Origin of the sequence: Kitasatospora sp. NPDC004723, from assembly GCF_040609255.1 — a bacterium.
Taxonomy (GTDB): Bacteria; Actinomycetota; Actinomycetes; order Streptomycetales; family Streptomycetaceae; genus Kitasatospora.
The window spans coordinates 73,415-84,525 of record NZ_JBEXJT010000038.1 but is presented as its reverse complement, the minus strand read 5'-3'; the positions used below and the strand labels follow the sequence as shown (position 1 = coordinate 84,525).

At 73.1% G+C, this 11,111-nt stretch carries 10 protein-coding genes; 5 read left to right on the top strand and 5 right to left on the bottom strand.

Annotation, left to right across the window (positions count from 1 at the left end):
- Nucleotides 1–137: 137 nt before the first annotated feature.
- The 3 genes from ABZW10_RS28925 to ABZW10_RS28915 all read right to left on the bottom strand — a co-directional run bounded on the left by ABZW10_RS28925 (nucleotide 138) and on the right by ABZW10_RS28915 (nucleotide 3,007).
- Nucleotides 138–395 (bottom strand): acyl carrier protein, encoded by a 258-nt coding sequence (locus tag ABZW10_RS28925; RefSeq protein WP_355371409.1) that lies wholly within the window; start codon nucleotides 393–395, stop codon nucleotides 138–140.
- A gap of 96 nt (nucleotides 396–491) precedes the next feature.
- Entirely contained in the window at nucleotides 492–1,703 is a 1,212-nt protein-coding gene (locus tag ABZW10_RS28920) for a ketosynthase chain-length factor (RefSeq protein ID WP_355371406.1), read from the bottom strand.
- Complete coding sequence (locus ABZW10_RS28915) at nucleotides 1,700–3,007, bottom strand: beta-ketoacyl-[acyl-carrier-protein] synthase family protein (protein WP_355371404.1); 1,308 nt, start codon at nucleotides 3,005–3,007, stop codon at nucleotides 1,700–1,702. Before ABZW10_RS28915 ends, ABZW10_RS28920 begins: the two co-directional genes overlap by 4 nt.
- 396 nt (nucleotides 3,008–3,403) lie before the next feature.
- Between ABZW10_RS28915 and ABZW10_RS28910 the strand changes: the two genes are divergently transcribed.
- Genes ABZW10_RS28910 through ABZW10_RS28895 form a run of 4 tightly spaced genes read left to right on the top strand, consistent with a single transcriptional unit; the run spans nucleotide 3,404 to nucleotide 7,650 of the window.
- The gene (locus tag ABZW10_RS28910; protein ID WP_355371401.1) at nucleotides 3,404–4,192 is read left to right on the top strand and encodes an AfsR/SARP family transcriptional regulator; all 789 of its coding nucleotides are present in this window, start codon (nucleotides 3,404–3,406) and stop codon (nucleotides 4,190–4,192) included.
- A 38-nt stretch (nucleotides 4,193–4,230) separates the two neighbouring features.
- Complete coding sequence (gene pdhA, locus ABZW10_RS28905; RefSeq protein ID WP_355371398.1) at nucleotides 4,231–5,325, top strand: pyruvate dehydrogenase (acetyl-transferring) E1 component subunit alpha; 1,095 nt, start codon at nucleotides 4,231–4,233, stop codon at nucleotides 5,323–5,325.
- 1 nt (nucleotide 5,326) lies between these two features.
- On the top strand, nucleotides 5,327–6,343 hold the full coding sequence (locus ABZW10_RS28900; protein ID WP_355371395.1) for an alpha-ketoacid dehydrogenase subunit beta: 1,017 nt from the start codon (nucleotides 5,327–5,329) through the stop codon (nucleotides 6,341–6,343).
- 29 nt (nucleotides 6,344–6,372) lie between these two features.
- Nucleotides 6,373–7,650 (top strand): dihydrolipoamide acetyltransferase family protein, encoded by a 1,278-nt coding sequence (locus tag ABZW10_RS28895; RefSeq protein WP_355371392.1) that lies wholly within the window; start codon nucleotides 6,373–6,375, stop codon nucleotides 7,648–7,650.
- 40 nt (nucleotides 7,651–7,690) lie between these two features.
- Here ABZW10_RS28895 and meaB read toward each other — a convergent pair whose 3' ends face one another.
- Together meaB and ABZW10_RS28885 are read right to left on the bottom strand one after the other, a co-directional pair.
- Nucleotides 7,691–8,647, bottom strand: a complete 957-nt coding sequence (gene meaB, locus ABZW10_RS28890; protein WP_355371390.1) for a methylmalonyl Co-A mutase-associated GTPase MeaB — start codon at nucleotides 8,645–8,647, stop codon at nucleotides 7,691–7,693.
- Between the two features lie 81 nt (nucleotides 8,648–8,728).
- Nucleotides 8,729–9,922, bottom strand: a complete 1,194-nt coding sequence (locus tag ABZW10_RS28885) for an acetyl-CoA C-acetyltransferase (protein ID WP_355371387.1) — start codon at nucleotides 9,920–9,922, stop codon at nucleotides 8,729–8,731.
- Nucleotides 9,923–10,178: 256 nt separating this feature from the next.
- Here ABZW10_RS28885 and mce point away from each other — a divergent pair, with 256 nt between their 5' ends.
- The gene (gene mce / locus ABZW10_RS28880) at nucleotides 10,179–10,613 is read left to right on the top strand and encodes a methylmalonyl-CoA epimerase (RefSeq protein WP_355371384.1); all 435 of its coding nucleotides are present in this window, start codon (nucleotides 10,179–10,181) and stop codon (nucleotides 10,611–10,613) included.
- The last annotated feature ends 498 nt before the right edge of the window (nucleotides 10,614–11,111 follow it).

Here is an 11,111-nt window from a genome sequence, read left to right as displayed (position 1 = left end):
ACCCCCGCCCGCCGCGCCCGGCGGGGAGGGGGGGGGGGAGGCCCAACGGGTCCACGTGCTGTGCTTCTGCGCCCGGACCGGGGGTCCGGGCGCTTCTCCGTGCGGGCGGCGAGGGTGGGCGCCCGCGGCCGGGCCGGTCAGACGGCCGCCGGTACGGCGTCGTTGACCAGGTCGACGAACTGGCGCGGGGTCTCCGCGGTGCCGGCGAGGTCGTCGGCGAGCTTCACGCCGTACTCGCGCTCGACGCGGGCGACGGCCTCCAGCAGCGCGAGGGAGTCGTAGCCGAGCTCCTCGAACGGGGTGTCGGCGATGTCGCCGTCGAGGTCGACCGCCTCGTCCTCGCCCGCGCACTCGCGCATGATCCGGGTCAGGTCCTCGATGGTGATGCGGCTCATGGGTCTGCTCACTCTCTGTTCGGTGGTGCTCGATGGAGCTCGGTGGGGAGGAAGCGGGGGGCGGGGGCACGGGGGGCGCCCCCGCCCCGGGGGTCGTCAGGCGCAGGCGCGGACGACCATCGCGGAGTTGAAGCCGTGCCGGCCGCGGGCCAGCACCAGCGCGGCCTCCACCGGCATGGACCGGGCCTCGCCGAGGACGAGGTCGAGGCCGTGCCGCGGGCTGGTGAGGTTGACGGTGGGCGGTACGAGGCCGTCCCGGATCGACAGCAGCGCGGCGGCCACGTCCAGCGGGGCGCCGCCGGCGCCGAGCCGCCCGGTCATGGTCTTCGGTGCGGTGACGGCGACGCCGCCGGTGCCGAAGACCTCGTTGAGCGCGGCCGCCTCGTCGGCGTCCTCCTGCGGTCGGCCGTCCGCGTCGGCGAAGACCACGTCGATCCGGCCGGGTTCCAGCCCGGCCTCGTCCAGCGCGAGCCGGATCGCCCGGGCCAGGCCGCGCGGGCGGCCGCTGCCCCGGGGCGGGTCGAAGGTGGAGCCGTAGCCGGCGATCTCCCCGTAGGGCCGCTCGACACCGCGGGCCCTGGCCGACTCGGCGTCCTCGGCGATCAGGATGGCGCCGCCCTCGCCGGCCACGTAGCCGCTGGCGGCCTCGTCGAACGGCAGGTAGGCGCGGTCCGCCTCGGCGACGGTGGTCATCTCGCCGGTGCCCATCCGGGGCGTCCAGGCGTACGGGCACAGCGCGCTGTCCACGCCGCCGGTGACCATCATCGGGTGGCCCTTGCGGATGCCCCGGCGGGCGTGCGCCATCGCGTCCAGGCCACCGGCCTGGTCGGAGACCAGGACGCCGGAGGGGCCGCGCAGGTCGTTGCGGATGGAGATCTGGCCGGTGTTCACCGCGTAGAACCAGGCGAAGGACTGGTAGGCGCTGACGAAGCCCGGGCCCTGGCTCCACAGGTGCTGGAGCTCGCGCTGGCCGAACTCGAAGCCGCCGAGGGTGGCGGAGGTGACCACGCCGGCCCGGTACTCGCCGAGCGCGGCCGGATCGGCCTCGGCGTCCCGCAGCGCCCAGTCGGCGGCGGCCAGCGCCAGCCGGGTCATGTGGTCGGTCTGCGGCAGCAGGCGGCTCGGCAGGTGCTCGGCCGGCTCGAAGCCCGGTACCTCGCCGGCCAGCCGGACGGGGTACTCGGAGGCGTCGAAGCGGGTCAGTTCGGCGATGCCGCTGGTGCCGGCCAGGGTGGCCGACCAGTAGGCCTCGGTGCCGAGACCGTTCGGCGCGACGACGCCGATGCCGGTGATGACGGTCGCGCTCATGCGGCCACCGCCCCGGGGCGGGCGAGCACCATCGCGCTCTGGAAGCCGCCGAAGCCGCTGCCCACGGTGAGCGCGACGTCGGTGCGGTGGTCCCGGGCGGTCAGCGGCACGTAGTCCAGGTCGCACTGCGGGTCCGGTTGGTGCAGGTTGGCCGTGGGCGGTACGACGTTGTGCTCGATGGCGAGCGCGCAGGCCGCGATCTCGATCGAGCCGATCGCGCCGAGCGAGTGCCCGATCATCGACTTGATGGAGGAGACCGGGGTCCGGTGGGCGTGGTCACCGAGGGCACGCTTGAACGCGGCGGTCTCGTGCCGGTCGTTCTGCTTGGTGCTGGAGCCGTGGGCGTTGATGTAGTCGATCCGGTCGCCGTCCATCCGCGCCTCGTCCAGGGCGACCCGGATGGCCTCGGCCATCTCCCGGCCGTCCGGGCGCAGACCGGTCATGGTGAACGCGTTGGAGCGGGTGGCGTACCCGCCGATCACCGCGTACACGTGGGCGCCGCGCTTGCGGGCGTGCTCCAGCTCCTCCAGGACGAAGACCGCGGCGCCCTCGGCCAGCACCAGCCCGTTCCGGCTGATGTCGAACGGCCGGGAGGCGTGCTCGGGGTCGTCGTTGCGGGGCGTGGTCGCCTTGATGACATCGAAGCAGGCCACCGAGATCGGCGAGATCGGCGCCTCGGTGCCGCCGGCCAGCATGACGTCCACGCGGCCCTCGCGGATCAGGTCGGCGGCGTAGCCGACCGAGTCGAGCCCGGAGGTGCAGCCGGTGGAGATCATCGCCGCCGGTCCCTCGGCCGCGACGTCCCAGGCGAGTTCGGCCGCCATCGAGCTGGGCGCCAGGTAGTCGAACAGGTACGGCACGGTGTAGCGGTGGTCGACCTCCCAGTGCCGGCCGCCGTCGCTGGTGACGACGTACTCCTGCTCCAGCTTGGTCGGGCAGCCGACGGCGTTGCCGAGCGAGACCCCGATCCGGTGGGTGTCGAGCCCCTCGACCTCGAGCCCGCTGTCGGCGATCGCCTCCCGGGCCGATACCAGGGCGAACTGCCCGGCGCGGTCGAGCCGGCGGACCTCCTGGGGGGAGAGTCCGTGCACGGCCGGGTCGAAGTCGCATTCGGCGGCGACCCGGGAGCGGAAGGGTGAGGCGTCGAATGAAGAGATGGTACGCGTCGCGGTCCGGCCGTCGGTGAGCAGCTGCCAGAACGCCTTTGTTCCGACCCCACCGGGGGCCACCACACCTATTCCCGTTATTGCCACTTTCCTGGTCAATTTCCCCGTACTCCTCCGCCTGAACACTGTCGCGTACATGCAACCGCGACACCCCGGCACCGGACCCTCCGTGCCGACGCCAACAAGCCTGCAACCGACACCTTGAGCGCCACTGGAGGCCCACTGGAAGGAGGATTCGGGAAATTACAGGACGGCTCCGAAATGTCCAAGAATTAACTCCTTCGCCCCATCGTGATCGAGATCACACAGGGAGCACCCACCGCCGGAAGCCACCTACCGTACGCTGGTTAACCAATCCGGATTGCGATACTCCGCCATATCTTGGCGCTCGCTCGACGGCACGGCGGGGGTGCGCCGGATATATCGGGGGCTCGACGAGAGAATTTGATTTTTTAACAGATCCACGGGGGAAAGATGGATATTCGTGTTCTTGGGCCACTGTCGGTCAAGACAGACGAGTGTGCCTTCGAGCAGGTGGCGCCCAAGCCGCGCAAACTGCTCGCGCTCCTGCTGGCCCACGGCGGCCAGATCGTCCCGCTCTCGGCGCTGATGGCCGAGCTGTGGGGCAGCGAACCGCCGGTCAGCGCGATGACCACGCTGCAGACCTACGTGCTGCAGCTGCGCAAGGCGCTGGTGACCGCACTCGACCTCGCCGACCACACGACGGCCAAGGAGGTCCTGGTCACCCGGGCCGGCGGCTACCTCTTCCAGGCCGGCGGGCGCACCCTCGACCTGGAGGTCTTCCAGACGCTCACCACCCGCGGTCGCCACCTGCTCGCCGAGGGGCGCGAGCACGAGGCGGCCTCCGTCCTCGACCGGGCGCTCGCCCTGTGGCGCGGCCCGGCCTTCGCCGACGTCAACGTCGGCCGCCTGCTGGAGGCCGAACGGGCCCGGCTGGAGGAGTGCCGACTGGCCGCGGTCGAACACCGGGTCGAGGCCTACCTCCGCCTGGGCCGCCACCACGAGGTGCTCGGCGACCTGGCCGCGCTGTCGATCAGCCACCCGTACCACGAGAGCCTGCAGGCCCAGTACATGCTGGCGCTCTACCGGGCCGGCCGACGGCCGATCGCCCTGGACGTGTACCGCCGGATGCGCACCACCCTGGTGGACGAGATCGGCCTCGAACCGTCGCCCCGGGTGCGCGCCCTCCAGCAGGCGATCCTCGTCTCCGACCCGACGCTCGACCAGGCCCCCGGCCACGGAGACCTCTCCCTGTACCAGGTCCCCGGCCGGACGACGACGCCCGCCGCGCTCCACGCCTGACCACGGCCCCGCGAACGACGAAACCCCGGAGTAGCACCGTGGCACATCCCATCCCGCCCACCGCTCCCGACCAGGTCCAGCTGCTGACCCCGGACGGCCGCCGCGTGGCCCACCCCGACTACCGGCTCGACGCCGGGCCCGACCTGCTGCGCGCGCTCTACCGCGACATGGCGGTCGCCCGGCGGATCGACGCCGAGGGCGTCACCCTCCAGCGCCAGGGCGAACTCGCCCTGTGGCCCTCGCTGCTCGGCCAGGAGGCCGCCCAGGTCGGCGCCGCCCACGCGCTCGCCGACGACGACCACGTCTTCCCGAGCTACCGCGACCACGGCCTCGCGCTCGGCCGCGGACTCGACCCCCTGAAACTGTTCGCCCTGTTCCGCGGCGTCAGCAACGGCGGGTGGCGCTCGGCCGAGCACAACTTCCACCTCTACACCCTGGTGATCGGCTCCCAGACGCTGCACGCCACCGGCTACGCGATGGGCGCCGCCCTGGAGGACGCCGGGAGCGCCGTGCTGGTCTGCTTCGGTGACGGCGCCACCAGCCAGGGCGACGTCAGCGAGGCGTTCAACTACGCCGCCGTCTACGACGCCCCCGTGGTCTTCTTCTGCCAGAACAACCAGTGGGCGATCTCCGAACCCAACCACCGGCAGACCCGGGTACCGATCCACCAGCGGGCCGCCGGCTTCGGCTTCCCGGGCGTGCGGGTCGACGGCAACGACGTGCTCGCCTGCCTCGCGGTCACCCGGGCCGCCCTGGAGCGGGCCCGGACCGGCCGGGGCCCGATGCTGATCGAGGCCTACACCTACCGCATGGGCGCCCACACCACCTCCGACGACCCCACCCGCTACCGGGACGCGGCCGAGGTCGACGCGTGGACCCGCCGCGACCCGATCGCCCGGATCCGCGCCCACCTGGAGCGCGAGGGCCTCGCCGACGAGGCCTTCCTCGCCGGTGTCGACGAGGCCGCCGAGGCCGCCGCACTGCGGGTGCGCCAGGGGGTGCGCACCATGGCCGATCCGGAACCGGAGGCCATCTTCGACCACATCTACGCGGACGGACACGCGCTCGTCGACGAGGAGCGCGCCGAGTTCCGCGCCTACCAGGCGTCGTTCGCCGGAGCGGAGGGCCGCTGACATGGCCGCCATGACACCCGGGCGCACCGACACCGGGACCGACCCGACCGTACTGAGCCTCGGACGGGCGATCAACACCGCCCTGCGGCACGCCATGGAGGCGGACCCGAAGGTCGTCCTGATGGGCGAGGACATCGGCCCGCTCGGCGGCGTCTTCCGGATCACCGAGGGCCTGCACAAGGACTTCGGCGACCGCCGGGTGCTGGACACCCCGCTCGCCGAGTCCGGCATCGTCGGCACCGCGATCGGTCTGGCCCTGCGCGGCTGGCGCCCGGTCCTGGAGATCCAGTTCGACGGCTTCGTCTTCCCCGCCTACGACCAGATCGTTACCCAGCTCGCCAAGCTGCGGGCCCGCTCGGGGGGCGCGCTCGCGCTCCCGGTCGTCATCCGGATCCCCTACGGCGGCGGCATCGGCGCGGTGGAGCACCACAGCGAGTCCCCCGAGGCGCTGTTCGCGCACATCGCCGGGCTCAAGGTGGTCTCCCCGTCCACTCCCGAGGACGCCTACTGGATGCTCCGTCAGGCCATCGCCGGGAACGACCCGGTGATCTACTTCGAGCCGAAGCGCCGGTACTACCAGCAGGGCCCGGTGGACACCGCCGCCGCACCGCACCCGCTGCACGCGGCCGTCGTCCGCCGCCCGGGCCGGGACATCACCCTGGCCGGGTACGGCCCGACCGTCGGCACCTGCCTGGAGGTGGCCGAGGAGGCGGCGGCGGAGGGGCGGAGCGTCGAGGTGGTGGACCTGCGCTCGGTCTCCCCGCTGGACACCGACACGCTCGCCGAGTCGGTCCGGCGCACCGGCCGGCTGGTGGTCGTGCACGAGGCGCCGGTCTTCTTCGGGGCCGGCGCGGAGATCGCCGCCCGGATCACCCGGGACTGCTTCTACCACCTCCAGGCACCCGTGCTGCGGGTCGGCGGCTACCACGCCCCGTACCCGCCGGCGCGGCTGGAGGAGGAGTACCTGCCGACGCCGGACCGCGTCCTGGACGCGATCGACCGGTCCCTCTCCTTCTGACCCCCTCATCCGAGCACCCCGAGGAACCCGTGACCAGCCGCATTCGTGAGTTCGTCCTGCCCGATGTGGGCGAGGGGCTGACCGACGCACAGATCCTCCAGTGGCACGTCTCGCCCGGCACCCCGGTGCACGACGGGATGGTGGTCTGCGAGGTGGAGACCGCCAAGGCCGCCGTCGAGCTGCCGATCCCCTACGACGGGGTGGTGCACGAGCTGCGCTTCCCCGAGGGCACGACGGTGGACGTCGGCGCGGTGATCATCACCGTGGACACCGGCGCCGACCGGGAGGCCACGACGCCCGCCCGGGAGCCCAACCTGGTCGGCTACGGCGCCGCCGAGCCGGCCCGCCGCCGGCAGCGGCCCGTGCCGGCCGCACCCACGCCCGCCGCCCCCGCGGCCGTGCCCGCGTCCGCGCCGCCCGCCGGTCCCGCGCCCGCGCCGTCGGCCCTGCCCCTGGCCAAGCCGCCGGTCCGCAAGCTGGCCCGGGACCACGGCGTGGACCTCGCCGCCGTCCCGCCCACCGGCCCGAACGGCGTGATCACCCGGGCCGACGTGCTCGCCGCCGCCCGTCCCGCCGCGGCGGCGGCACCCGCCCCGGAGGACGGCCCGCAGGACCGCCGGATCCCGGTCGAGGGCGTCCGCCGGGCCACCGCGCGGGCCATGGTGGCCAGCGCCTTCACCGCCCCGCACGCCACCGAGTTCGTCACCGTCGACGTCACCCGGACGATGCGGCTGGTCACGGCCCTGCGCGAGGATCCCGAGCTGTCCGGCGTGCGGGTCAACGTCCTGCTGCTGGTCTGCCGGGCCCTGCTCGCCGCGATCGCCCGGCACCCGGAGATCAACGCCTCCTGGGACGAGGACGCGCAAGAGATCGTCCAGTACGGCCGGATCAACCTCGGCATCGCCGCGGCCACCCCGCGCGGCCTGCTGGTACCGAACGTCAAGGACGCCGGCCGGCTGACCCTGCGCAGGCTCGCCGAGGAACTGGACGCGCTGGTCACGACCGCCCGGGCCGGGCGCACCACACCCGCCGCGCTGACCGGCGGCACCGTGACGATCACCAACATCGGCACCTTCGGCGTTGACACCGGCACCCCGATCCTCAACCCCGGGGAGGCCGCGATCCTGGCCTTCGGCGCGGTCCGGGAGCGTCCCTGGGTGCACAAGGGCGAGGTCCGGCCCCGGCAGGTCACCACGCTCGCGCTCTCCTTCGACCACCGTCTGGTCGACGGCGAGCTCGGCGCGCGGGTGCTGGCCGACACCGCCCGCCTGCTGGAGGACCCGCGCCGGCTACTGGCCCGGTCCTGACGCGCGGGAGGCCGGCCGGTGGCCGGCCTCCCCCCGGCGGTCAGGGCGCGGTCAGGCCCGCCACCAGACGGTCGGCCGCGCCGTACGGGTCCAGCTCGCCGGTCACCACCCGCTCCGCGAGACCGGCCAGCTGCCGGTCGCCGTGCAGGTCGCCGATCCGGGCGCGCAGCGCGGCCAGCGCGATCGCCTCGATCTCGTCGGCGGCCCGGCGACGGCGCCGCACGGCCAGCTCGCCGTGCTCGTCCAGCCAGGCGCGGTGCTTCTCCAGCGCCTCGACCACCTCGTCGACGCCCTCGCCGCGGGCCGCGACCGTCTTCACGATCGGCGGGCGCCAGTCCCCCGCGTCCCGGGCCTCGCCCAGGCCCAGCATGTGGTTGAGCTCCCGGGCGGTGGCGTCGGCGCCGTCCCGGTCGGCCTTGTTGACCACGAACACGTCGCCGATCTCCAGGATCCCGGCCTTGGCGGCCTGGATGCCGTCGCCCATGCCGGGGGCGAGCAGCACCACCGTGGTGTCGGCCTGCGCGGCGATCTCCACCTCGGACTGGCCGACGCCGACCGTCTCCACCAGGATGACGTCGCAGCCGGCCGCGTCCAGTACCCGCAGCGCCTGCGGGGCCGCCCAGGAGAGTCCGCCGAGGTGGCCGCGGGTGGCCATCGAGCGGATGAACACCTCCGGGTCGGTGGCGTGGTCCTGCATCCGGACCCGGTCGCCGAGCAGCGCGCCGCCGGAGAACGGCGAGGACGGGTCGACCGCCAGCACGCCGACCCGCTTGCCCAGCCGCCGGTAGGCGGAGACCAGCGCCGAGGTGGAGGTGGACTTGCCCACGCCCGGCGAGCCGGTCAGGCCCACCGTGTAGGCGTGCCCGGTGTACGGCGCCAGCGCGGCCATCACCTCGCGCAGCTCGGGCGCGGCGTTCTCGACCAGCGAGATCAGGCGGGCGACCGCCCGCGGACGGCCCTGCCGGGCCTGCTCGACCAGGGTCGGCACATCGATCATCGGTAGCTGCTCCTTGCGCCGAAGGGCCGCGGACCACTTGTGGTGGTCCGCAGCCCCGTTGTGAATCGGTCGGTACTCCGGTCAGGCCTTGGGCACCCGGACGATCAGCGCGTCGCCCTGGCCGCCGCCACCGCACAGCGCGGCCGCGCCGACGCCGCCGCCGCGGCGCTGCAGCTCCAGCGCCAGGTGCAGCACCACGCGGGCGCCGGACATGCCGATCGGGTGGCCGAGCGCGATCGCGCCGCCGTTGACGTTGACGATCTCCGAGGAGACGCCGAGGTCCTTGGTGGACTGGAAGGCGACGGCGGCGAAGGCCTCGTTGATCTCGATCAGGTCGAGGTCCTCGACCGTGATGCCCTCCTTGGCGACGGCGTGCCTGATCGCGTTGGACGGCTGCGACTGCAGCGAGTTGTCCGGGCCTGCGACGTTGCCGTGCGCGCCGATCTCGGCAATCCAGCTCAGGCCCAGCTCCTCGGCCTTGGCCTTGCTCATCACGACCACCGCGGCGGCGCCGTCCGAGATCTGCGAGGAGGTGCCGGCGGTGATGGTGCCGTCCTTGGTGAAGGCCGGGCGCAGCTTGGCCAGGCCCTCCGCGGTGGTGTCGGCGCGGATGCCCTCGTCCTGGCTGAACAGGACCGGCTCGCCCTTGCGCTGCGGGATCTCCACCGGGACGATCTCGGCGTCGAAGACGCCGTCGGCCTGGGCCTTGGCGGCCCGCTGGTGCGAGGCGGCGGCGATCTCGTCCTGGACCTCGCGCGGGATGCCGAGGCGGGTGTTGTGCTTCTCGGTGGACTCGCCCATCGGGATGTTCTCGTAGGCGTCGGTCAGGCCGTCGTGCGCCATCGCGTCGAGCAGCTCGATCGCGCCGTACTTGTAGCCCTCGCGGGACTTCGGCAGCAGGTGCGGGGCGTTGGTCATGGACTCCTGGCCGCCGGCCACCACGACGTCGAACTCGCCGGCCCGGATCAGCTGGTCGGCCAGCGCGATGGCGTCGAGGCCGGAGAGACAGACCTTGTTGATGGTGAGCGCCGGGACGTTCATCGGGATCCCGGCCTTGACGGCGGCCTGGCGGGCGGGGATCTGGCCGGCGCCGGCCTGCAGGACCTGGCCCATGATCACGTACTGGACCTGGTCACCGGTGATGCCGGCCCGCTCCAGCGCCGCCCTGATCGCGAAGCCGCCGAGTTCGGCACCGGAGAAGCCCTTGAGGGAGCCGAGCAGCCGGCCCATCGGGGTGCGCGCCCCGGCGACGATCACTGAGGTGGTGTTGGTCATGGGACGAGCCCCTTCGCACGTCGTGGCCAGGTGGAGGATTCCGCTCAATGTACTGACCTGGTACCCGCCCGTCACCGGACCCAAGATGTGATCGAGCGCACTGGCACCATCCAGTCAACACCGTGCCGCGTCGATCCGGGTGAACCCTGCCGCCCGGCCCGTGTGAGCAGACTCGCACCCCGATCGCTGGCGCCGACGTCCGGCATGCGCTGCACTGTTGCCGTCCCGTCGCACCCGTCCCGGACCGGAGGCCCCCGTGCTCACCCGCATCGACCACATCGGCATCGCCTGCCGCGATCTCGACAAGACCGTCGAGTTCTACCGCGCCACCTACGGCTTCGAGGTGTTCCACAGCGAGGTCAACGAGGAGCAGGGCGTCCGGGAGGCCATGCTCAAGATCAACGACACCGGGGACGGCGGCGCGTCGTACCTCCAGCTGCTGGAGCCGATCCGCGAGGACTCCCCGGTCGGCAAGTGGCTGGCGAAGAACGGCGAGGGCGTCCACCACATCGCCTTCGGCACCGCCGACGTCGACACCGACTCCGAGGAGATCCGGGCCAAGGGCGTGCGGGTCCTCTACGACCAGCCGCGCACCGGCTCGATGGGCTCGCGGATCACCTTCCTGCACCCCAAGGACTGCGGCGGGGTGCTGACCGAGCTGGTCACCGCCGCCGGGCCCGACGCGCACTGAGGGCCGCCGCCGTCGCGGGGCGGCGCCCGGCCGTCCGCCGCCCCGCCACCCTCATGACCCGTCAGTAACCTCACCGGGCAACCCGGAAAACCCCCACGCGACCATTCCCCCGCAAGACGCTCCCACTACAATGCCCAGGTGCGCGAAGACTCCGGGGGACGGGGACGACGAGCACGGCCGAAGACAGGCCCGTCCGCCCCGGTGGGAGGCCCGTCGCAGGGGAGTCCATTTCGCGGGCACGGCTGAACAGTCGCAAGACGGATCTGTCACCATTCTCCACAAGGCAAGAGTTCGCCCAGGAGTCCACCCGGACGGGGGAACGCGGATCGACCGCGCTCCCGCCCCGGACTCCGACGACCGCGGCGGGCGTCCCCGACTAGGCAGGGGCGTCCGGACGGCCGCGGATGCAAGGACCAGTCGGACCGGTGCCCGGACAACGGGAGCACGGACCGGCCGGGTCGAGGACGCGACCAGGAGATGGATGGGACCGCGGAGTGC